Here is a 22315-nt window from a genome sequence, read left to right on the forward strand (position 1 = left end):
GCTGGCTTGTCTACTTCCGCTTGTTACGGCTGCCCTTGTGGGTGCCGTTCTCCGTACCGTTGTGGCTGTCGTACTGCTCGTACGCGTCGACGATACGGCCGACCAGCTTGTGCCGGACGACATCCTGGGACGACAGGCGGGAGAAGTGGACGTCGTCCAGCCCCTCCAGGATGTCCTGGACCTGACGCAGACCCGACTTGGTGCCGTTCGGCAGGTCGACCTGTGTCACGTCACCCGTGATCACGATCTTCGAGTCGAAGCCGAGGCGGGTGAGGAACATCTTCATCTGCTCGGGCGAGGTGTTCTGGGCCTCGTCCAGGATGATGAAGGCGTCATTGAGCGTGCGGCCGCGCATATACGCCAGCGGCGCCACCTCGATCGTCCCCGAAGCCATCAGCTTCGGGATCGAGTCCGGGTCCAGCATGTCGTGCAGCGCGTCGTACAGCGGGCGCAGGTAGGGGTCGATCTTCTCGTAGAGCGTGCCGGGCAGGAAGCCGAGGCGCTCGCCGGCCTCGACCGCCGGGCGGGTCAGGATGATGCGGTTGACCTGCTTGGACTGCAGGGCCTGGACCGCCTTGGCCATGGCCAGGTAGGTCTTGCCGGTGCCGGCGGGGCCGATGCCGAAGACGATCGTGTGCTTGTCGATCGCGTCGACGTACCGCTTCTGGTTGAGGGTCTTGGGTCTGATGGTGCGGCCGCGCGAGGACAGGATGTTCTGTGTCAGTACCTCGGCCGGGGTCTCCTGGCCGTCACTCGTCCCGTTCTCACTCGCCCGCAGCATGGCGATCGAGCGTTCCACTGCGTCCTCCGTCATCGGCTGCCCGGTGCGGAGCACCAGCATCATCTCGTCGAACAGGCGCTGGATGAGGGCGACTTCCGCTGCGTCGCCGACCGCGCTGATCTCATTGCCCCGGACGTGGATGTCGGCCGCCGGGAAGGCCGTCTCTATCACGCGCAGAAGCGAGTCTCCGGACCCCAGCACCGTCACCATGGGGTGCTGGGCGGGAACCGTGAACTGTGCTCTCGCCTTGCCCTGCGCGGGCGTGTGAGCTGTGGGTGTCTGAGTCATAGGCCGGCCCGAAGGCCTCTACGTCCTCCCGGATGCGTCTCGCCTGCCACGAGGGCGGCCTGGCGAGTTCAAGGGTACGCCAGGGGGCTGACAACGCCGTAGGACTTTTTACCGGGTCCGGTGACCCGTGCCGGACTATGCCGAGCGGCCGAAACCGATCGTCGGGACGGCTCTGCGCAGCGGCCACGGGGCGGCCTCGTCCTCCGCCAGGAGCGGCGCCGGGAGCAGGCCGTCCAGGAACGCGTACCGGCGCAGTGCCTCGGGGTCCTGGCCCTCGACCGACTGGACCTTGCGCCACCAGGCCGCGATCTCGGACCAGCCGGGGGCGGAGAGGGAGCCGCCGAACTCCTGGACGGAGAGGGCGGCGGTGAGGCCGGCGAAGGCGAGGCGGTCGGCGAGGGGCCAGTCGGCGAGGGTGCCGGTGACGAAGCCGGCCACGAAGACGTCCCCCGCGCCGGTGGGGTCGAGGGCCTCGACGGCGATGGCCGGGACCTCGGCGCTCTCGCCGGTCCGGCGGTCCACGGCGTACGCGCCGTCCGCGCCGAGCGTGACGACCGCGAGCGGTACGTGCGCGGTGAGGGCGTGGGCGGCGGCGCGGGGGCAGGTGGCGCCGGTGTAGCGCATGGCCTCCTCCGCGTTCGGCAGGAAGGCCTCGCAGTGCTGCAGGTCGGCGAGGCCTGCGAGGTTCCAGGCGCCGGTGTCGTCCCAGCCGACGTCGGCGAAGATGCGGGCGCCGCGGGCGGCGGCCTGCTCGATCCAGGGGGCGCGTCTGCCGGGGGTGAGGGAGGCGACGGCGGCGCGGGCGGGGGGCGGACAGGTGGGGGTCGGTTCCTGCGGGGGCGGCTCGTGGCCGTGCGAGACCATCGTGCGCTCCCCCTCGTAGGCCATGGAGACGGTGACCGAGGAGTGCCAGCCGGGGACCGTGCGGGAGGTGCTGAGGTCGATGCCCTCGCCCCGTTCGAGGGCGTCCCAGCAGTACTCGCCGTAGTGGTCGTCGCCGAAGGCCGCCGCGAGGGAGGTGCGCAGGCCGAGGCGGGCGAGTGCGGTGGCCATGTTGGCGACGCCGCCGGGGCTGGACCCCATGCCGCGCGCCCAGGACTCCGTCCCGCGCACCGGGGCGGAGTCGAGCCCGGTGAAGATGATGTCGAGGAAGACGGGGCCGGTGAGGTAGACGTCCCACGGCGGATCGTCGGGGGCGCGGTGGGCGGCCAGGGGGTCGACCCCGGCGGCCGGGCAGCCGCGGCCGCTCTGGCCGGCCGGACCGGTCGGACTGCTCAGGCCGGCCTGGCGGGTCTGGTGGTGGTGTCCCTCTCCGGTGGACGCGGTCACGGTGCGCTCCCTGACGTGGTGCCGATCTGGCCAGTGTGCACCACACCACCGACAACCCGCGGCCAGTCACACACCCCACCGACACACCGAAAGGCGCACCCGCACCCCCTCACAACCCCACCAGCCGCCCACCGCCCCCGACCGGCCATTGCGGCCCACGCCCCGGGATCACCTCGGGGGCCAAGGAGGGGCGGGTGGTTACCAGCGGGGGGTGGGGGGTGTGGACCAGTCGGGGTCGGCCGCTCGCATGGCCGCTGCGTCGTCGCGTTCGCGCAGTGCGCCGTCGTCGTCGAGCCAGCGTTGGTGGAGGAACGCCAGCTTGGCGTGGTCGAGTTCGACGCCGAGGCCGGGTGCGTCGGAGACGGTGACCTTGGCGTCGGTGAAGGTGAGGCGCTCGGTGAGGACGTCCTCCGACTGCCAGGGGTAGTGGGAGTCGCAGGCGTGGTGGAGGTTCGGGACGGTCGACGCGACGTGGGTCATCGCGGCCAGGCTGATCCCGAGGTGGGTGTTGGAGTGCATGGAGACGCCGACGCCGAACGTGCGGCAGATCGCGGCGAGTTGCTGAGTGTTGCGCAGTCCGCCCCAGTAGTGGTGGTCGGAGAGGACGACCTGGACGGCGTCCCGGGTGAACGCCTCCTTGATCTCGGCGAACGTCGTCACGCACATGTTGGTCGCGAGCGGCACGTCGGTCCTCGCGGCGACCTCGGCCATGGCCGGGGTGCCGAGGGCCGGGTCCTCCAGGTATTCGAGGATGCCGCCGATCTCCTCGGCCACCCTCAGTGAGGTCTCCACGGACCAGGCGCCGTTGGGGTCGAGGCGCAGGGGGTGACCGGGGAACGCCTCGGCCAGGGCGCGGACGGCGGCGATCTCCTCGTCCGGCGGGAAGACGCCGCCCTTGAGCTTGAAGGAGGTGAAGCCGTAGCGCTCCTTGAAGCGGCGGGCCTGCTCGACGACTCCGGCCGGGTCGACGGCGGCGCCCCAGTCGTCCTTCTCCGCCGCGACGCCCTCGGGGTGGTCGGCCCACTTGTAGAACAGGTAGGCGCTGTACTCGACCGCGTCGCGCACCTTGCCGCCGAGCAGCGCGTGCACGGGCAGACCGAGCGCCTTGCCGAGGGCGTCGAGGCAGGCGACCTCGAAGGCGGAGACGACGGACAGGCGCAGCTTGTCGGCGGTCTGGACGCCGCGCAGCCCGCCGACGTCGACCTGCCCGAAGACCCGGGAGCTGTCGACGGCCACCTCGTCGGCGACGGTGAACAGGCCGTTCAGGTCGCTCACCGGGCGGCCGTGCAGCTTCTCGGCGAACGGGCGGGCCAGTTCCAGGTACTTGGTGTCGCCGTACGTCTCGCCGACGCCCGTGACCCCGTCCGCCGTCTCGACCTCCACGATCAGTCGGGGCGTGTACGGCTGGTGCACGCCCTGGGTGTTGAGCAGGGGCGGGTCGGCGACCAGGATCGGGGTCAGGCGGACGTCCGTGATCGTGAGGTCGCGGCTCACAGGGCGGCTCCTACGAGGTCGAGGCCGGCGGTCAGCAGGGTCGTGAGGTCGGCCAGATCGGCGGGCGAGGGGTCGGTGAGCGGGGCGCGGACGGGTCCGACGGGACGTCCGCGCAGCCGGGCCGCGGCCTTCACCAGGGACACCGCGTATCCGGGCGCCCGGTCGCGGAGCTCGACGAGCGGGACGTAGAAGTCGCGCAGCAGCCGCTCCACGGTCTTGTCGTCGCCGGCCCGCAACGCGCCGAAGAAGGCGTTCGCGATCTCGGGGGCGAAGGCGTGGACGGCGGAGGAGTAGGCGGGGACGCCGACGGTGGCGTAGGCGCGGGCCTGGATCTCGGCGGTGGCGGCGCCGTTGAAGAAGAGGAAGCCCTCGGGCGCCGCGAGAGTGAGGCGCTGGAGGCGGTCGAGGTCGCTGTGGCCGTCCTTGAGGCCGATGACGGTCGGCAGGGCGGCGATGCGGCGCAACGAGGTTGCCGTGAAGGCGACTTGACCGCGCTGGTAGGCGATGAGGGGCAGCCGGGTGCGGGCGGCGATCTGCTCCAGCTGGGCGACGAGACCGTCCTGCGGGGCGGCGACGAGGTAGTGCGGGAGGACGAGAAGGGCGTCGGCGCCGGCTTCCTCGGCGATGCGCGCGAACCGCACGGCCTGGGCCCAGCCGTAGCCGACCCCGGCGATGACGGGCACGCGGCCGGCCGCTTCCTCGGCGGCGATCGTCACCACCTGCCGGTACTCGTCCTCGTCGAGGGAGAAGAACTCGCCGGTGCCGCAGGCGGGGAAGACCGCGCCGGGGGCGGTCGCGATCTGGGCCGCGACATGCGTGCGGAAGCCGTCGGGGTCGAGGGCGCCGTCGTCGTGGAAGCTCGTGAGCGGGAACGACAGCACGCCGTCCGCCATCCCGGCCCGCAGCCTTCGCACCACGGCCTCTGTGTCCGTACCGCCGTCGCCACTCACCCTGGATCATCTCCCCATGTAGACGGAATCTACGTATGAAGACAGAGATTAGATACGTGCACGCCGGTCGTCAATGAGGGTCGCCAATGGGGGCGCCCATGGGGGTCGTCAATGGGGCGTCCGACCCGCCTACGATCGGCTCATGGCGGAGACAGGTGGCGGGGGCGGCGTCCGCGAGGTCAAGTCGGCGGCGCGCACGGTCGAGCTGCTGGAACTGCTCGCGGCGCGCGGCGACCGGCCGGCGCGGCTGCAGGAGCTGGCGGACGAGCTGGGCGTGCCGCGCAGCTCGATGTACGCCCTGTTGCAGACCCTGATCAGCCGGGGCTGGGTGCGCACGGACGTCACCGGCTCCCTCTACGGCATCGGCATCCACGCCCTGCTGACCGGCACCAGCTACCTCGACTCCGACCCGCGCGTCCGGCTGGTGAGGCCGTATCTCGACGAGGCGTCGGAGGCCCTGGGCGAGACCATCCACCTGGGCCGGCTGGACGGCCGGGGCGTCGCGTACCTGGCGACCCGCGAGTCGCACGAGTACCTCCGCACCATCAGCCGGGTCGGACGCCGGCTGCCCGCGCACGTCGGCGCGCTCGGCAAGGCGCTTCTCGCGCAGCGGCCGGACGAGGAGCTGCCCGAGGGGCCGTACGAGGCACTGACCCCGCACTCCCACACCGACCGGGAGTCGTTGCTCGCCGACCTCGCCGGGGTGCGGGCGCGCGGGTACTCCGTGGACCGCGAGGAGGGCGTCCTCGGCATCGTCGGCTTCGGCTTCGCCCTGCGCTACGACATCCCCGCCCAGGACGCGATCAGTTGCTCCGTGCCGGTGGCCCGGCTGACGCCGGAGCACGAGGAGCGGATCGTGACGGTGATGCGGGAGATCAGGGCGAAGATCGAGGCGACGGCGCCGGGTTCCGGCGGGACGGCCCACTGGCGTTAGCGGTCCGCCCGCCGACGTGAGGGGCCCCTCCACCAGCGCGAGGCATCACGTCTACCCGGACTCCCCCACCCCAAACGCGCCTCAAACGTAAAGTGATCCACATCACCCACCCCGCCCTTCTTCCGCAACCGCGTGCTTGATACAAATTGGCCGCGCGTTCCTGTCCGTCGACGGTCGGCGCCCAACCCCCCTTTCTTGAGCCGTCCCTTTCGCATGCCCTGGAACGCCCGTGTTCGCCCCTCGCACCACCGTGCCCTGGCCCGTCGTCGCCCTTTTCACGGCCGGGTACCTCGCCCCCTACCTGCTGCCGACCGTGGTCGGCCGACTGGACGCCGGACTGCCGCTGTCCGCCACCGAGGCGGGCGCCGTCGGCAGCGCCCTGCTGCTGAGTTCGGCCGCCGCCGGGTTCCTGCTCGCCTCCCGCGTGGAGCGGATCGGGGCGCGGACTCTCGCCCGGATCGGACTGACCCTCGCCGTCCTCGGCTACGGCGGCGCCGCCCTCGCCGGTGACGTGCCGTCCGTCGTCGCGGGCGCGGTCCTCGGCGGCATCGGATCCGGTACGGCCACGACGGTCGCCGCCACCCGCATCGCCGCACAGCCCGACCCGCACCGCGCCTCCACGCTGGGCCTGCTCGCGGTCTCCGCGCTCGCGGGCGCCGTCTATCTGACGGTGCCTCACCTCGGCGCGGGACACGGGCAGCCGCTCGCCGCGATCGCGCTCACCGCGCTGGCCGTATGGCCGCTGACCGGACGGCTGCCCCACCGGACGGCGCCGGCCCGCACCCGCCCCGAGGACCGTCCCGCCCGCCTCCCCCACCTGCGCTCCGGCCTCGTCCTGGCCGCCGCGATGCCCTGCTGGTCGCTGGTGCAGAACTCCCTGTGGGGCGTCAGCGGACGCATCGGCCTGACGCAGGCTCACCTCTCCGAGACCGCCGTCGGCGTCGTCTTCGCGGTGGCGCTGGGCGCCGGACTCATGGGCGTGCTCGGCGCGAGCGCGCTCGGGACGCGGCTGGGGCGGGCGGCGCCGATCGGCGCCGGGACCGTCCTCATCGCCGGCTGCGTCGTCGCCAGCGCGTCCGCGACCGGGCCGGTGAGCTTCGCGGCCGGCGAGATCGCCTGGAACGTCCTCTACCCGATCGTGCTGTCGTACCTGATCGGGCTCGCCGCCTCGCTCGACCCGCGCGGGCGCTGGGCGGTGCTCGTCGGGTCGGCGGGCTCGCTGGGGACGGCGGCCGGGCCGCTCACCGGAAGCGTGCTGTCGGCGCAGGCCGGGTTCCCGGTGATGGGGCTGGCGCTGGGCGCCGGACTGCTCGTCGTCGCCGTCCCGATGACCGCCGTCGCCCTGCACACGGGCGGACGTCCGGTGCTCGCGGGCGGGGTGCTGCGGCGGGGCGGCCGCAGCCCGGAGCAGCCGGTGGTGCAGATCGCGGTGGAGGCCCCGGCCGTGCCCGACCAGGACGCGTACGACACGGCCGGACCCCGGCCGGCGAGCGCCGCACCGGGGTCAGGAACCTGACAGTGCAGGGCCGGTGGCCCGGACGCCTGGCTGGTTGTTGCGGATGAACGCCTCGGCTAGTTGTTGCGGATGAACGTCTTGGCCAGTTGGTCGCCGAGGGTCACTGCCGCGCTGTGGCTCTCGATGGGGGACACCTTGGAGTTCTTGAAGAGGATGTAGGTGACGCCGGAGTCGGTGCCGCCGTTCTCCGGGTCCGGGTCGATGCCGAGCGCCTTGGCCGTCGCGTACGAGGCCTCGCCGATGATCTTCGTGGGGCCGGTGTCGCCGACGACCGCGTACTCCACCTTGTTCTGGTAGATCACGGCGACGACCCCGCCGCCCTTGATGCCCGCGGAGCCGTAGTTCCAGATGGAGCTGGAGCTGGGCACGACGACGTAGGGCAGCGAGTCGGCGCGCAGCGCCTTGCCGTCCGACTGGTGGAAGGCCGTGTCGTCCTGGTACCAGGGGTCGGTGTCCTCGCTGCACTTGGAGGTGCGCTGGCCGTCGCAGTCGACGTCCATGTCGGCCTTCCAGAAGACGGCGCCGTTCTTGCCGCAGACCGGGACGGAGGCCGATGTCTCGTCGTCGGTCTTGTACTTGCCGTTCGAGATCTGCGAGCAGGACGTCACCTTGGCGAGCAGGTCGGCCGCGCTGACCGAGCCCTCCTGCGTCGAGGCGGGGCCTGCGGAGGCGTTCGCCGGGAGGGCGGCGCCGAGGAGGGCGGCCGCCGCGGCCGCGGTGAGGGGCAATGTTCGAGAACGCACTGTGGGGGGACCCTTCTTCTGATAGGAAAGTTTCCTTACCGAGTGCTACAAGGTGGACCTGCCCCACGGGCCCCGTCAACCCCCTTGCCTTGAGGGGATATTGGCCGGAAAGGAGCCTGAGCCGATCGGTCCGGACCATTGACCGCGCCCGGTCCGGCCGGGACTCTGTTCCCCATCCCTCAGCCCAGTGCGTGAACCTCATACACACATGTGAACGACGGTCGAGTCCTGAAGGTGGGAAAGCCATGAGACGTTTCCGTGCCACACCGGCCCTGCGTCCCGTTCTCACGGCGGGAGCACTCGCCGCGGCGGGTCTGCTGACGGTCTCGGCCGCGGCCCCGCCCACCGCCGCGCCGCCCCCGTCCGTCACCCGCCCGGCAGCCGCCACCGACTGGTCCACGGCCATGGTCGACTCGACCACGGCCCGCTTCACCCCGAGCACCATCGGCGGCTGGTCGTACCCCGTCGGCCTGTATCTCTACGGCCAGTACCTCACCTACCGGCGCACGCACGAGCCGCGGTACCTCTCGTACATCCGGACCTACGTGGACCGCTTCGTGCACGGCGACGGCAGCATCGACCAGAAGTTCAACAGCCTCGACAGCATGCAGGCCGGCCGGCTGCTGGTGATCCTGCACCACGAGACCGGCGACGACCGCTACCGCATCGCGGCCCGCACCATCCGCGACCGGCTGGACACCTACCCGCGCACCTCCGACGGCGGCTTCTGGCACGCCGACACCAGCAGCCGCGCCCACCAGCTCTGGTCGGACGGCGTCTACATGGTGACCCCGTTCCTCGTCGAGTACGGCAGGGAGTTCGGCGACTCGGCGTACGCCGACGACGAGGCAGCGAAGCAGCTCGCCGTCTACGGGCGCCACCTCCAGGTTCCGAACGGGCTGCTGCGGCATGCCTACGACGAGTCGAAGACCGTGAGCTGGGCCGATCCGCATACGGGTCTCGCCCCCGAGCACTGGTGCCGAGCGGTCGGCTGGTACTCGATGGCCCTCGTCAACGTGCTCGACGCCCTCCCCACGGACCACGCCCGCCGTTCCGAACTCGTCGGCATCCTCCGGCGCCTGGCCGCCGGCCTGGAGCGGTACCAGGATACGAAGACCGGGCGCTGGTTCCAGGTGATCGACAAGGGCAGCCGGAGCGACAACTGGACCGAGACCTCCTGCTCCAGCATGTTCACCTACGCCCTCTCGCGCGGCGCCCAGCGGGGATACCTCGACGCGCACTACCGGTCCGTCGCACGGCGCGGCTACGAGGGCGTCCTCGCCAGGATCTCGCTCGGCTCCGACGGCCGCACCGCGCTCACCGACATCTCCATCGGCACCAACGTCGGCGACTACGACTTCTACGTCGCACGCCCCCGGGAGACCAACGACCTGCACGGTCTCGGCGCATTTCTGATCATGAACGAACAATTGCGAGGTGATTAGTGTCATGAACACATCAAGAAGGGCACTGCTGGGCGCCGCTCTCGGCGGAGCCGCCGGAGCGGCCGTCGGCCTGCCCGCCACCACGGCGCACGCTGCCTCCTGGCAGCAGAAGTGGGCGCCGTCGGCGAGCGCCGACGGCCTCGGCGCCTTCGAGACGATCGAGGACGACCGCGCCGACTCGCACCCCGCCGGGCATCCGCACATCTTCGCCACCGGCAACAACTGGCGCTTCAACATGCACACCGTCGACCGAGACACCTCCACCGACCGGCAGCGTCACGAGGTCACCGGGCTGCGCAACGGCAGCGGCAGCAACTACCTCAAGTGGAACGAGGGCCAGACCTGGCGGGTCACGTACTCGATGTACATCCCCAGCTCCCTGAAGGCCACGACGACCTTCACCCACATCATGCAGATGAAGCAGCCCGGCGCCGGCAGCTCGCCGCTCGTCGTGCAGTCGCTGCGGCGCGTGAACGGCGTCCAGACCATCGAGTTGAAGCTCGCCATCGACGACATCCTGGTCGGCCGGACGGATCTGGAGCCGCTGCACAACAAATGGATCGACGTCGACTTCCAGATCAAGGTCGGCAACGGCTCGGCGGGTACGGTCCGCTGGATCCTCAAGAACGGGTCCACGACCGTCATCGACAAGTCCAAGACGGGCGTCGACACCTTCCTCGCCGACCGCGTGCGGCCCAAGTGGGGCATCTACCGCTCGCTCGGTGACACCTCCGGGTCCCTGCAGGACTGCTACCTGCTCCTCACCAACCTGCGCGGCTACCAGCTGGTGTGAGGAACCTCCCCCATGAAACCCCCCACGTACCACAGGAGTTGGGTGGCATCCGCGTTCGTCGCGGTCCTCGCGTTCGCCGTCGTCCTCGGACTGAGCCACCCCTCGGCCCTCGCGGCCCCGAACCCCCGTCCCCAGGCAGGCGTCTACGACGTGCGCGACTACGGCGCCAAGGGCGACGGCTCGACCAATGACACGCCCGCGATCAACAAGGCGATCACGGCCGCCAACGACGCGGGCGGCGGCACCGTCCGCTTGGGCTTCCAGTCCGTCACCGGTTACTGCCTGACGGACAGTCACAACACGTCGGGCGGCAGCCTGCGAGTGTCGAACTCCGGCTCGACCGAGGACTGCGCCACGGCCGCGAAGCCCCTCGGCGTGGCGAAGCCCGCCGGCCCGGCGAAGCCTCTCGACCTGGACAATCCCCGGCAGGACTTCCTCCGGGCGTCCGTCGGCGGCCTCTTCCTGCACTGGGGCCTGCGCACCGCCCCCGCCCACACCAGCTGCACCGCCTGGGAGAACGACGTCACGAACGGCGGCTGGAGCCCCGACTACTGGGTGAACGAGGCGCAGAAGCTGCACACTCAGTACCTGGTCCTCGCCACGTTCCACAGCCGCCTCGGCTACGCCCGCCCCTGGCCCTCGAAGATCCCCGGCAGTTGCACCACCAAGCGGGACTTCGTCGGCGAACTGATCACCGCGGCCAAGGCCAAGGGCCTGAAGGTCATCCTCTACATGACCGACGACCCCCAGTGGCACGACGAGGGCGGCCACGAGTGGCTCGACTCGGCGGCCTACTCCGCCTACAAGGGCACGAACGTCGACCTCACCACCCGCGACGGGTTCGGCCGCTTCAGCTACGACAACTTCTTCGAGGTCATGGACCGCTACCCCGACCTCGGCGGTTTCTGGATCGACAACGACAACGCGTACTGGGAGAGCCACGACCTCTACGCGCAGATCCAGCAGAAGCGTCCGAGCTACACCCTCAGCAACAACAACGAAGACACGCCGATCATGGACATGATCAGCAATGAGCAGAAGACGGGCATGACTCCGTCGTACGACTATCCGCAGGCCGCCTACACGGCCCAACCCCGGCTGACGGAGGCCGACTTCAAGCTCCCGTCCACCGGCGCCTGGTGGTACGACGGCTCGAACCCGTCCGTCGACAGGAAACTCACCCTCGGCCGGCTCATCACCAACGCCGGCTCCTCGGTGAAGGCCCTGATGGCCGAGACCGCCCAGGTCAACGGGAAGTTCCCGAGCAACCAGAGCGCCTTCAACACCTTCGCCGACTCCTACCTGGACCCCATCTGGCAGTCCCTGCACGGAACCGAGGGCGGCGGCTACATGTACGGCGGCCTCAAGCCCGGGTTCTGGAACGACGGCGCACACGGGGTGACGACGGTCAGCAAGACCGACCCGAACCTCCAGTACGTCCATGTCCTGACCCCGCCCAGCACGACCACCCTGCGCATCCGCGACAACGGCTACCGGATCGCCTCCGTCACCAACCTCCGTACGGGAACGGCGATTTCGTGGTCGCAGTCCGGAGGGGTACTCACTCTGACCGGGCTCGGCTCCTGGGACCCGTACGACACCGTCTTCAAGGTGACGACCGCCGGCCGCCAGGGCATCCTGTCGGGCGTCACGATGTCCGCGAGCGCCTCGGCGAGCGGTCATGGCGCGACGGCCGCGGGCGACGGCGACTACCTCACCTACTGGGACAGCGACAAGACGCTCCCCGTGAGCCTCACCTTCGACCTCGGGTCGGCGAAGAAGGTGCAGTACATCGGGCTCAACCAGCGGGAGGACTCGGTCGCCTACGCCCGTTCCGACACCGAACAGTCGGCACGGATCAAGGCGTACAGGGTGTTCCTCAGCTCCGACGGCAGCACCTGGGGCAGCGCCGTCAAGACCGGTGAGCTCCCCAGCCGGCGCGGAATCCAGGGCATCGACCTGACCGCGGCCGACGCTCGTTACGTCCGCCTCGAAGTCGACTCCACCTGGGCCGCGTCCAGCGACTCCACCCGCTACAAGCGGCTGCGGATCGACGAGGCATGGATCGGCACCTCATACGCCACACCCGCGAACGGAGGACAGTCATGACCCGCATCAGATCACTGGTCGTGGCGGTGGTCGCGCTGATGATCGCCTCGGCGATCCCACTGCTCGCCTCCGCCCGACCCGCCGCCGCGTCCGACAACGGCCAGTCCGTGCGGCCCGCCATGGGCTGGAGCAGCTGGAGCTTCGTCCGCCGCAATCCCACCGAGGCCAAGATCAAGGCCCAGGCGGACGCCATGGTGGCGAGCGGCCTCAAGGACCACGGCTTCGTCTTCATCAACCTCGACGACTTCTGGCAGAAGTGCGACTCCAACGGCTTCGTCGTCGACTCCTACGGCCGCTGGGCCGTCGACACCGCCAAGTTCCCGTCCGGCATGAAGGCGCTCGCCGACTACATCCACGGCAAGGGCCTGAAGTTCGGCTTCTACGTCACCCCCGGCATCGCCAAGAACGCGGTCACCGCGAACACACCGATCGAGGGGACCTCGTACCACGCGAAGGACATCGCCGACACCTCGAAGACCGAGAAGAACTACAACTGCAAGAACATGTACTACATCGACTACGAGAAGCCCGGCGCCCAGGAGTTCGTGAACTCGTGGGCGCGGCAGTTCGCCTCCTGGGCGGTCGACTACCTGAAAATCGACGGCGTGGGCAGCGCGGACATCCCGGACGTGCAGGCCTGGGACAAGGCACTGCGCGCGTCCGGACGGCCCATCAACTTCGCGCTCTCCAACAACCTGCCGATCGCCAACGCCTCCACCTGGCGGCAGCTGTCGAACAGCTGGCGCACCCAGGGCGACGTCGAGTGCTACTGCGGGCCGGGCTCCAACGGCAGTGGCTACCCGCTGACCGACTGGTCGCACGTCTCCGGCCGCTTCGACTCGGCCGCCTCCTGGCAGCAGTACGCCGGTCCGGGCGGTTGGAACGACCTGGACTCGCTGGAGCTCGGCAACGGCGACCAGGTGGGCCTGACGGCCGACCAGCGCCGCTCCCACTTCACCCTGTGGGCGATGGCGGCCTCCCCGCTGCTGCTGGGCACCGACCTCACCCACCTCGACTCCGTCGACAAGGCGATGCTGACCAACGACCGGCTGATCGGCGTCGACCAGGACGGCGTGGCAGCCAAGCGGATCGTGAACAGCGGGGTCAAGCAGGTGTGGAGCAAGAAGGAGAGCGACGGCCAGTACGTCGTGGCCCTCTTCAACACCGGTACGTCCGGCAGCACTTCGGTGAGCGTGAACTGGTCGCAGGTCGGCTTCAGCGGCTCCGGCGACGTCACCGACCTGTGGTCCGGCTCCCACAAGGGCGTGATCGCGGACTCCTACAGCGCGACCCTGCGTCCCGGCGAGACCCGGCTGATCCGGGTGAAGCCGGTGAGCACGGCCGGCACGCTCAGGACCGCCGCCGCGTCCCCCGGGATGGCCGTCGCCCCCTACGAGTACCTCGGCTGGGGCAGTCCGCAGAACCCCACCTCGGTGATGTCCGCGACCGGCGTCAAGTGGTTCACCCTCGCGTTCATCCTCTCCGACGGCACCTGCAACCCCAAGTGGGACGGCTCGCGCCCGCTGACCGGCGGAAACGACCAGTCGAAGATCAACGCGATCCGGGCGGCCGGCGGTGATGTGATGGTGTCCGTCGGTGGCTGGAGCGGGGCGAAACTCGGCGAGAAGTGCTCCAGCGCCTCGGCGCTCGCGGGCGCCTACCAGAAGGTGATCAACGCGTACGGCCTGAAGGCCCTCGACATCGACATCGAGAACACCGAGTGGTCCAACGCCACCGTACGGCAGCGTGTGGTGGACGCGCTGAAGATCGTGAAGGCGAACAACGCCGGTCTGAAGACCGTCATCACCTTCGGCACGACGACCTCCGGCCCGGACTCCACCGGCGTCGACATGATCAAGCGGGCGGCCGACTCCGGCCTGGCGAACGACGTCTGGTGCATCATGCCGTTCGACTTCGGCGGCGGCAGCACGAACATGGGCACGCTCACCACCCAGGCCATGGACGGACTCAAGAGCCGGGTCAAGTCGGCGTACGGCTACAGCGACGCCACCGCCTACGCCCACATCGGGCTGTCGTCGATGAACGGCAAGACCGACGACTCCGGTGAGCGCGTCCGCGTCGCCGACTTCAAGACGATGCTCGCCTACGCCCAGCAGCACCACATCGGACGCCTCACCTACTGGTCCGTCAACCGTGACCGTGCCTGCGCTTCCGGCACCGACGGCGACGCCTGCAGCGGCGTGTCACAGCAGCCGTACGACTACCTCAAGGTCTTCGCCCAGTACACGGGCTGAGGGGACAACCATGAAACGCACCAGAGCACTTCCCTGGGGCCTCTCCCTGGCCCTCGCGCTGCCCCTGGCCGGCCTGACGTCCGGCGCGGCACACGCGGCCACCGACTACCAGGCCGAGGACGCGACCGTCTCGCAGGGCGCCGTCGCCACCAACCACACCGGGTACACGGGCACCGGCTTCGTCGACTACACCAACATCCAGGGTTCCTATGTGGAGTTCACGGTGAGCGCCGCCGCCGCGGGCACCTCGTCCGTCACCCTCCGGTACGCCAACGGGACCTCCACCGACCGGCCCCTGGACATCTCCGTGGACGGCACGGTCGTCGCCTCCGGCGTCTCCTTCCCGGCCACCGCCGACTGGAACACCTGGGCGACGAAGAGCGTGAACGTCCAACTCGGCGCGGGGTCCCACAGGATCCGCGCGACCGCCACCACGGCGAACGGCGGCCCCAACCTCGACCGCCTCAGCGTCGCCGCCGCCGCCGACACCCAGGCGCCTTCGCGGCCCGGTCGGCCGAGCTGCTCGGCCATCGGCGAGGACGGCCTCACCCTCTCCTGGGGCGCGTCGACCGACGACGTCGGCGTGCGCGCGTACGACCTCTACGAACACGGCAACAAGCTCGGCGAGGCGGCGGGCGACGCGACGTCCAAGGCGCTCACCGGCCTGCGCCCGAACACCGCCTACAACCTCACCGTCATCGCCCGCGACGCCGCCGGGAACGCCTCACAGGCCAGTGAAGTCGTCGACTGCACGACCCGGCCCAGCTCCGACACCACCCCGCCCACCCGACCCTCCGCGCTCACCTCGTCGAACGTCACGGCCACCGGCGCCGACCTGAGCTGGAGCGCCTCGACCGACGACAAGGCCGTCGTCGGCTACGACGTGCGCAGCGACACCACGGTCTACAAGAGCGTCGCCGGCACGTCGACGTCGACCACGCTCACCGGGCTCGCCTGCGACAGCCCGTACACCCTGAACGTGGTGGCGCGCGACGCCGCCGGAAACGTGTCGCCGCAGAGCAGCACGGTCACCTTCACGACGAAGGCCTGCGCCACCGACGGCGGGGTCCCGTCGTCCATCGGGACCGTCTCCAGCGGCTGGACCATCCCCTGGGGCATCCACTGGCTGCCCGACGGACAGACGGCGCTGGTCACGGAGCGCGACGACTTCCGGGTCTGGAAGGTCACCAAGGACGGCACGAAGACCCGCGTCGGCGCCGTGCCGAACGCCGTCACCACGGACGGCGAGGGCGGGCTGCTGGGCGTGGCCGTCGACCCGAAGTGGGCGACCAACCACCACGTGTACTTCATGCACACGGCCGCCGAGGGCAACCGGGTGGTCCGCATGACCTACGACGGCAGCTCCCTCACCGACTACACGATCCTCCTCCAGGGCATCAAGAAGAACCGCTACCACAACGGCGGACGCCTCGCCTTCGGCCCCGACGGCTATCTGTACGTCTCCACCGGCGAGGCCCAGACACCCGCACTGGCCCAGGACAAGACGTCGTTGAACGGCAAGATCCTGCGGATGACCACGGACGGCAAGGCCGCCCCCGGCAACCCGTTCGGCACTTATGTCTACAGCTACGGCCACCGCAACCCGCAGGGCCTCGCCTTCGACCGCAACGGGCGGCTGTGGGAGGCCGAGTTCGGCAACAGCTCCAAGGACGAGCTGAACCTGATCAAGCCCGGCGCCAACTACGGGTGGCCGACCTGCGAGGGCACCTGTGACGTCGCCGGCATGACCGACCCGAAGAAGACCTGGAACGTCTCCGAGGCCTCACCGAGCGGGATCGCCATCGTCCGCAACGTCGTCTACATGGCGTCGCTGCGCGGCGAACGGCTGTGGCGGATCCCGATCAACGGCGACACGGAGACCGTCGGCACGGCGACCGCTTACTACGTGGGCGCCTACGGGCGACTGCGGACCGTCACCAAGGTGCCGGGATCCGACCAGCTCTGGCTGTCGACGACCAACTGCGACAACAACGGAGGAGCGGCGGACGGATCGGACAAGATCTTCCGCATCGGCATCGAATAGCAGACCGAACAGAAGACCGCACAGAAGCCGGACCGCTAGAAGACGTACGCGTCGACCTCTGCGAGACACCGGGCCCGTCGCTCCTCGTCGTCCTCCAGGAAGGAGGCGACGAAGGAGTTGCGGGCCAGCTCCCGCAGCCGCTCCTCGCTCAGGCCGAGGGCGGTGCGTACGGCGTCGAAGTTGTCGCCCGCGTAGCCGCCGAAGTAGGCGGGGTCGTCGGAGTTGACCGTGCAGACCAGGCCCGCGTCGAGCATCGCGGGCAGCGGGTGGTCGGCGAGGGCGTCGACGGTGCGCAGCCGCACGTTGGACAGCGGGCACAGCGTCAGCGGGATCCGCTCCCGCACCAGCCGCTCCACGAGAGCGGGGTCTTCCATGCAGCGCAGCCCGTGGTCGACGCGCTCGACGCCGAGGACGTCGAGGGCCTCGGTGATGTACTCCGGCGGCCCCTCCTCGCCGGCGTGCGCGACGCGCCGCAGCCCCAGCGCGGCGGCGGCCTCGTACACCTCGCGGAACTTCACCGGCGGATGCCCGACCTCGGCGGAGTCCAGCCCGATGCCGACGATCCGGTCGAGGTAGGGCTTGGCCGCGTCCAGCGTCGCGAGGGCCGACTCGGCGGACTCGTCGCGCAGGAAGCAGAGGATGAGCCGGGTGGAGACGCCGTGGTCGGCCTCGCTGCTGCCGAGGGCCCGCCACAGGCCCTCCACCACCGTGCCCATGTCGACGCCGCGCGCGAGGTGGGCCTGCGGGTCGAAGAAGATCTCCGCGTGCCGCACGCCCTGCGCGGCGGCGCGGGCGAGGTAGGCGTGCGCGAGGTCCTCGAAGTCCCGCTCGGTGCGCAGGACCGCCATGAGCTCGTAGTACAGGTTCAGGAAGGACTGCAGGTCCTCGAACCGGTACTTCTCGCGGAGCTCTTCCGTGTCGGCGTACGGCAGCGCGACGCCGTTGCGGGCGGCCAGCTCGAACGCCAGCTCCGGCTCCAGGGTGCCTTCGATGTGCAGGTGCAGTTCAGCTTTGGGGAGGGGCATCAAAGCATCGTACGGCCGCTTCAGCGACGTTTCGGAACCGGCACCCTCAGGAGGTCGTGCGCCACGGTCAGCTCGCCCTCGAATCCGGCGGCCCGCGCCTGCCGCTCGAACTCTTCCGGCTCGGAGTAGCGCTGGCTGAAGTGGGTGAGGACGAGGTGGCGGACTCCGGCGTCCCGGGCGGCGCGGCCGGCCTGGCCGGCGGTCAGATGCCCGTGGTCGACGGCGAGCGGCTCGTCGTCGTCGAGGAAGGTCGACTCGATGACGAGCAGATCGGCGCCCTCGGCGAGGGCGTGCACCCCGTCGCACAGCCGGGTGTCCATGACGAACGCGAACCGCTGACCGCGGCGGCGCTCGCTGACGTCGTCGAGGAAGACTCCCCCGATGGACCCCTCCCGTTGGATCCGGCCGACGTCTGGGCCCTTGATGCCGTGCGCGGCGAGGCGGTCCGGCAGCATGCGGCGGCCGTCGGGTTCGACGAGCCGGTAGCCGTAGGACTCGACGGGGTGGGACAGCTTGACGGCTTCGAGGGTGTAGGAGGCGGTGGTGGCGAGGGGGCCGTCCGCGTCGACCGGAGCCTCGGTGACGCCGACGGTCTCGCGGTAGGCGGTGGAGTAGCGCAGCCGGTCGAAGAATCGCTGCCCGGAGCGCGGGAAGTGCGCGGTGACCGGGTGCGGGACCTGGTCCAGGTTGATGCGCTGGATGACGCCGGCGACGCCGAGGGAGTGGTCGCCGTGGAAGTGCGTGACGCAGATCCGGTTGAGGTCGTGCGCGGCGACGCCGGCGCGCAGCATCTGGCGCTGGGTGCCCTCGCCCGGGTCGAAGAGGATGCCCTCGCCGTCCCAGCGCAGGAGGTAGCCGTTGTGGTTGCGGTGCCGGGTCGGGACCTGACTGGCGGTCCCGAGGACCACGAGTTCGCGTACGGACACGGCGGCTTACCCGGGGGGCCAGTGCAGGCCGCGGCCGCCGAGGACGTGCGCGTGGGCGTGGAACACGGTCTGGCCGGCGCCGGCGCCGGTGTTGAAGACGACGCGGTAGCTCTCCAGCTTGTCCTCGTCGGCGACGGTCTGCGCCTCGCGCAGGAGGTCCGCGGCGATCGTGGGTTCGGCGGCGGCGAGTTCGGCGGCGTTCGCGTAGTGCACCCGGGGGATGACCAGGACGTGGGTGGGCGCCTGGGGGTTGATGTCCCTGAAGGCGATGGTCGTCTCCGTCTCGCGCACGATCGTCGCCGGAATGTGCCCTTCGACGATCTTGCAGAACAGGCAATCGCCCTGCGCTTCCCCTGCCATGCGGGTCTCCTTTTGGCCGGTGATCTCTTGCCGGGGCATCGTATCCGGGGGCTGCCGTCCTGGGTTTGCCTGCCTTTCCCGCAAGCGAGTCGGGGTCAGGGCAGCGGGGGCGCCGTCTTGGCGGGGGTCGACTCCAGGGCCGTCAGAGCCAGCCGCACCGCTTCGTCCAGTTGGACATCGCGGCCCGCGCCGTAGTCCTGGGGACGGCAGACGACCTCGACGTCGGGGTCGACGCCGTGGTTCTCCACGCCCCACTCGTAACCCTCCAACCACGTCGCGTACTTGGGCTGGGTGACGAGCGTCCCGTCGACGAGGTGGTACCGGCTGTCGATGCCGATCGTCCCGCCCCAGGTGCGCGTGCCCACCACCGGCCCGATCCCGAGCGCCTTGATCGCCGCGTTGACGATGTCGCCGTCGGAGCCGGAGAACTCGTTGGCGACGGCGACGACGGGCCCCCTGGGCGCGTCCTCCGGGTAACTGGACGCCCGCATGCCGCGCGGCACGTCCCAGCCGACGATGCGCCGGGCGAGCTTCTCGACGACCAGCTGGGAGGTGTGCCCGCCCCGGTTCTCCCGGACGTCCACGATCAGCCCCTCGCGGGCGACCTCGACCCGCAGGTCACGGTGGATCTGGGCCCAGCCGGGCGCCTGCATGTCGGGCACGTGGAGATACCCGAGCCGTCCGCCGGAGGCCTGGTGCACATACGCCCGCCGGTCCGCGACCCACGCGTGGTAGCGCAGCGCCTCCTCGTCGGCGACGGGGACGACGACCGCGTGTCGCGGCTCTCCCCCGCCGGACGGCGAGATCGTCAGCTCGACGACCTTGCCCGCCGTGCCGACGAGCAGCGGTGCGGGCCCGGTCACCGGGTCCACGGGATGGCCGCCGACGGCGACGACGGCGTCCCCCGCCCGCACCGCGACGCCGGGTGCGGCGAGCGGCGAGCGGGCGTCGGGGTCGGAGGTCTCCGAGGGCAGGACGCGGTCGATGCGCCAACTGCCGTCCTCGTGACGGGAGATGTCCGCGCCGAGCAGACCCTGCCGGGCGCCGCCGCCCCCGCGGCCGCCGCGTGGCATGACGTAGGCGTGCGAGGTGCCGAGTTCGCCGTGCACCTCCCACAGCAGGTCGACGAGGTCGTCGTGGGTCGCGACGCGCTCCAGCACCGGCCGGTAGCGGTCGAGGACGCCGTCCCAGTCGACGCCGCCCAGGTCCGCCCGCCAGAAGTTGTCCCGCATGATCCGGCCGGTCTCGTCGTACATCTGCCGCCACTCGGCGGTCGGGTCGACGGTGCGGCGGATCCGGCCGAGGTCGACGGTGACGTTGCTGTCGCTGTCCTCGTCGCCGGAGGCGCGCCGGTCGCTGGGGACGACCTTGAGCTTGCCGTCGGTCCACAGCAGCAGCCGCTTGCCGTCGCCGCTGACCTCGAAGCCGTCGGCGTCGGCGGCGAGGTGCTCGATGCGCTGCTGGGCGAGGTCGTAGCGCTCCAGCTCGGTGTCGGGATCGGGGTCGTCCGGGGTGGCGCGGGAGGCGCCGAGGACGCCGCGCACCGGGTAGCGCAGCCACAGCACGCCGTCCTTCGCCGCGGCCAGGCCGGCGTAGAGGCCGGCCTCGACCGGGAAGGGCACGATCCGGTCGGCGAGGCCTTCGAGGTCGATACGGGTGGTCGGGGCGCCCTCGCTGTCGGGCGTCTCCTCCTTGTCGGGGGCCTCGAAGGGGCGGCCGTGGCGCTGCGGCCCGAACGGGGACGGGGTCGTCGCCGCGAGGGTGATGAGGTGCGGGCGGGCGCCGGCCACGAAGGACAGGTCGAAGGCGTGCTGGTCGTAGACCGGGTCGAAGGCGCGCGTGGAGAGGAACGCGAGGTGCTTGCCGTCGAGGGTGAAGACGGGCGCGTAGTCCCTGAAGCGCAACGGGGTCGCCTCGGTGACGGACAGGTCGGTGACGCCTGCGAGCTTGATCTGGGAGAGCGGGCGCGGGCCCGGGTGCGACCAGGCCAGCCAGGCCGAGTCCGGCGAGAAGGCCAGGTCGCCCACCTCGCCGTCGGGGCTGCTGTCGACCTCGCGGACCTCGCCGGTCTCCCGCTCGACGAGCAGCAGCCGACCGTCGTGGACGGCGACGGCGGCCCGGCTGCCGTCGGGCGCCATGGCGAGTTCGAGGACCCGGCCGAGCTGTCCGGCGGCGAGCCGGCGCGGGGTGGCGCCGGGGGTCGTGCCGGTGGCCGGGGCGAACTCCAGCGCGTCCTCGCCCTCCGCGTCCGTCACCCACACCACCCACTCCTCGCCCTCCGTGCGGAAGGTGCGGGGCAGGCGGGCCCGTACGCCGGGTTCGGCGGCGAGCGCGCGGGCGGGTCCGGAACGGTGGGTGACCCAGTGGACGGCCCCGCGGATCTCCACGGCGCTGCCGCGCGCGGTGTGGTCGGGCGCGGCCCCGCCCAGCCAGCGGGCGGCGCTCACCTGGTAGGGGCGGCGGTCGGTGCGCTGGCCGCCGAGGCGGACGTCGAGCCGGCGCGGTTCGGCGCCGTCCAGGTCGTCCAGCAGCCACAGCTCGCCGGCGGACATGTACACGATCCGGGTGCCGTCGCCGGCGGCCTGCCGGGCGTAGAAGCCGTCGAGCGGGGTGTGCCGGCGCAGATCGGAGCCGTCGGCGAGGGAGGAGTACAGGGCTCCCGTGCCCTCGTGGTCGGACAGGAACGCGAGCCTCTCCCCCGCCCACACGGGGGACTCGATGTTGCCGTCCAGCTCCTCGTGCAGCCGGACGAACTCGCCCTGGCCCTCCCGGTCGATCCACAGCTTGCCCGCCGTGCCGCCCCGGTAGCGCTTCCAGTGGGCGGCCTCGCGGCCCATCGGCGCGGACAGCAGCACGGTGTGCGGGCCGTGGGCGACCGCGCCGACGGGCCCGTACGGCAGGGTGGTCGCGGGTCCGCCGTCGACGGGGACGGCGCGGGCCCAACTGCGGCGCAGGGTCGCCTGGTCGTGGGTGCTGACGGCGAGGACCTGGCCGTCGGGGGTCCAGCCGCGCACCCGGGTCTGCCAACTCCCCCAGTACGTCAGGCGGGTGGACGGCCCTCCGTCGACGGGGGCGATGTGCACCTCGGGGGCGCCGTCGCGGGTGGAGGTCCAGGCGACGGTGGCGCCGTCGGGCGAGATCCGGGGCATGGAGACCGGCATGTTGTCGGCGCTGACCCGCCAGGCGCGGCCCCCGTCGAGGGGCGCCAGCCAGACGTCGTCCTCGGCGGCGAAGGCCACCAACTCGCCGTGCAGGTGCGGGAATCTGAAGTATGCGGCAGGCGTCGCGGACTGTGTCACCAGATCACTGTATTCAGCTACGGC

16 protein-coding genes are annotated in these 22315 nt (G+C 70.9%); 7 read left to right on the top strand and 9 right to left on the bottom strand.

Going from position 1 to position 22315, the window contains the following annotated elements; translation table 11 throughout:
* Nucleotides 1-10 precede the first annotated feature (10 nt).
* The 4 genes from ACIBAF_RS03630 to ACIBAF_RS03645 all read right to left on the bottom strand — a co-directional run bounded on the left by ACIBAF_RS03630 (nucleotide 11) and on the right by ACIBAF_RS03645 (nucleotide 4785).
* Nucleotides 11-1069 (bottom strand): PhoH family protein, encoded by a 1059-nt coding sequence (locus ACIBAF_RS03630; protein ID WP_399461458.1) that lies wholly within the window; start codon nucleotides 1067-1069, stop codon nucleotides 11-13.
* A 135-nt stretch (nucleotides 1070-1204) separates the two neighbouring features.
* On the bottom strand, nucleotides 1205-2347 hold the full coding sequence (locus ACIBAF_RS03635; protein ID WP_399461608.1) for a carbohydrate kinase family protein: 1143 nt from the start codon (nucleotides 2345-2347) through the stop codon (nucleotides 1205-1207).
* A 249-nt stretch (nucleotides 2348-2596) separates the two neighbouring features.
* On the bottom strand, nucleotides 2597-3892 hold the full coding sequence (locus tag ACIBAF_RS03640) for a glucarate dehydratase family protein (RefSeq protein ID WP_399461459.1): 1296 nt from the start codon (nucleotides 3890-3892) through the stop codon (nucleotides 2597-2599).
* Nucleotides 3889-4785, bottom strand: coding sequence for a 5-dehydro-4-deoxyglucarate dehydratase (locus tag ACIBAF_RS03645; RefSeq protein WP_399461609.1), 897 nt, complete (start codon nucleotides 4783-4785; stop codon nucleotides 3889-3891). Before ACIBAF_RS03645 ends, ACIBAF_RS03640 begins: the two co-directional genes overlap by 4 nt.
* Before the next feature lie 199 nt (nucleotides 4786-4984).
* Here ACIBAF_RS03645 and ACIBAF_RS03650 point away from each other — a divergent pair, with 199 nt between their 5' ends.
* Both ACIBAF_RS03650 and ACIBAF_RS03655 read left to right on the top strand, forming a co-directional pair.
* Nucleotides 4985-5776, top strand: a complete 792-nt coding sequence (locus tag ACIBAF_RS03650) for an IclR family transcriptional regulator (protein ID WP_399461460.1) — start codon at nucleotides 4985-4987, stop codon at nucleotides 5774-5776.
* Between the two features lie 229 nt (nucleotides 5777-6005).
* Nucleotides 6006-7292 (top strand): MFS transporter, encoded by a 1287-nt coding sequence (locus ACIBAF_RS03655; protein ID WP_399461461.1) that lies wholly within the window; start codon nucleotides 6006-6008, stop codon nucleotides 7290-7292.
* 56 nt (nucleotides 7293-7348) lie between these two features.
* On the opposite strand, the gene ACIBAF_RS03660 is transcribed toward ACIBAF_RS03655, so the two are convergent.
* Nucleotides 7349-8035, bottom strand: a complete 687-nt coding sequence (locus ACIBAF_RS03660) for a glycoside hydrolase family 75 protein (RefSeq protein ID WP_399461462.1) — start codon at nucleotides 8033-8035, stop codon at nucleotides 7349-7351.
* Between the two features lie 245 nt (nucleotides 8036-8280).
* Between ACIBAF_RS03660 and ACIBAF_RS03665 the strand changes: the two genes are divergently transcribed.
* The 5 genes from ACIBAF_RS03665 to ACIBAF_RS03685 are packed head-to-tail and all read left to right on the top strand — an operon-like array spanning nucleotide 8281 to nucleotide 16681.
* Complete coding sequence (locus tag ACIBAF_RS03665) at nucleotides 8281-9480, top strand: glycoside hydrolase family 105 protein (RefSeq protein WP_399461463.1); 1200 nt, start codon at nucleotides 8281-8283, stop codon at nucleotides 9478-9480.
* 4 nt (nucleotides 9481-9484) lie between these two features.
* Nucleotides 9485-10273: a Tat pathway signal sequence domain protein gene (locus ACIBAF_RS03670; protein WP_399461464.1), complete on the top strand. Its 789-nt coding sequence runs from the start codon at nucleotides 9485-9487 to the stop codon at nucleotides 10271-10273.
* Nucleotides 10274-10285: 12 nt separating this feature from the next.
* A complete protein-coding gene (locus ACIBAF_RS03675; protein ID WP_399461465.1) occupies nucleotides 10286-12382 on the top strand; it encodes a discoidin domain-containing protein in 2097 nt (698 codons plus the stop codon).
* Nucleotides 12379-14637 carry an alpha-galactosidase gene (locus tag ACIBAF_RS03680; RefSeq protein WP_399461466.1) on the top strand — a complete coding sequence of 753 codons (2259 nt, stop codon included), beginning with the start codon at nucleotides 12379-12381 and terminating at the stop codon, nucleotides 14635-14637. Before ACIBAF_RS03675 ends, ACIBAF_RS03680 begins: the two co-directional genes overlap by 4 nt.
* 10 nt (nucleotides 14638-14647) lie before the next feature.
* Nucleotides 14648-16681 carry a PQQ-dependent sugar dehydrogenase gene (locus ACIBAF_RS03685; RefSeq protein ID WP_399461467.1) on the top strand — a complete coding sequence of 678 codons (2034 nt, stop codon included), beginning with the start codon at nucleotides 14648-14650 and terminating at the stop codon, nucleotides 16679-16681.
* A 35-nt stretch (nucleotides 16682-16716) separates the two neighbouring features.
* Here the strand turns inward: ACIBAF_RS03685 and ACIBAF_RS03690 are convergent, their stop codons facing one another.
* From ACIBAF_RS03690 to ACIBAF_RS03705, 4 genes are all read right to left on the bottom strand, one after another.
* A complete protein-coding gene (locus tag ACIBAF_RS03690) occupies nucleotides 16717-17706 on the bottom strand; it encodes an adenosine deaminase (RefSeq protein WP_399461468.1) in 990 nt (329 codons plus the stop codon).
* Nucleotides 17707-17726: 20 nt separating this feature from the next.
* On the bottom strand, nucleotides 17727-18632 hold the full coding sequence (locus ACIBAF_RS03695) for a ribonuclease Z (protein ID WP_399461469.1): 906 nt from the start codon (nucleotides 18630-18632) through the stop codon (nucleotides 17727-17729).
* Between the two features lie 6 nt (nucleotides 18633-18638).
* On the bottom strand, nucleotides 18639-18992 hold the full coding sequence (locus tag ACIBAF_RS03700; protein WP_399461470.1) for a histidine triad nucleotide-binding protein: 354 nt from the start codon (nucleotides 18990-18992) through the stop codon (nucleotides 18639-18641).
* Nucleotides 18993-19087: 95 nt separating this feature from the next.
* Nucleotides 19088-22291 (bottom strand): S41 family peptidase, encoded by a 3204-nt coding sequence (locus tag ACIBAF_RS03705; protein ID WP_399461471.1) that lies wholly within the window; start codon nucleotides 22289-22291, stop codon nucleotides 19088-19090.
* Nucleotides 22292-22315: the final 24 nt, after the last annotated feature.

It is taken from the genome of Streptomyces sp. NPDC051677, assembly GCF_044453465.1.
Classification (GTDB): Bacteria; Actinomycetota; Actinomycetes; order Streptomycetales; family Streptomycetaceae; genus Streptomyces.